We start from the raw sequence: 533 nt of genomic DNA, 5'->3' as shown, positions 1-533 counted from the left end.
GTGGACCGTGGCCCGGCCGCTGCTGCCCGTGCCGGGCTGGCTGCGCGGCCGGGGCGGACAGCCGGAGGCGTACTGCCACCGGGCCATACTCGACGCGATCCGCTACCTGGTCGACAACGGCATCAAGTGGCGGGCCATGCCCGCCGACTTCCCGCCGTGGGACCGGGTCTACGCGTTCTTCCGCCGCTGGCGCGACCACGCTCTGGTCAGGGAGTTCCACGACCGGCTGCGATCGAGGATCCGCGAGAGAGAGGGGCGGACTGCAGAGCCGACGGCCGGCGTGATCGACTCGCAGTCGGTCAAGGCGGACGCCGTCGTCGGTGCGGACAGCCGCGGCTTCGACGGCGGCAAATTGATCAACGGGCGCAAGCGGCACGTCGTGGTCGACACGCTCGGTCTGCTGCTGGGCGTGATGGTCACCGCCGCGGACACCGGCGACCGCGCCGCCGCCCAGGTCCTGCTGCGGCAGGTCACCGACGCCCACCACCGGCTGGAGCTGGTCTGGGCCGACGGCGGCTACACCGGCAACCTCG

General features: G+C 72.6%; 1 protein-coding gene. It reads left to right on the top strand.

Features of this window, described 5'->3' with window-relative positions:
• On the top strand, positions 1 to 533 hold a 533-nt coding region (locus ACVNF4_RS36860), incomplete at both ends, for an IS5 family transposase (protein ID WP_461807150.1).

The organism is Streptomyces sp. S6, from assembly GCF_054880855.1.
Note: the sequence above shows the minus strand (reverse complement) of the source record. Positions and strands in the feature narration are given on the sequence as shown.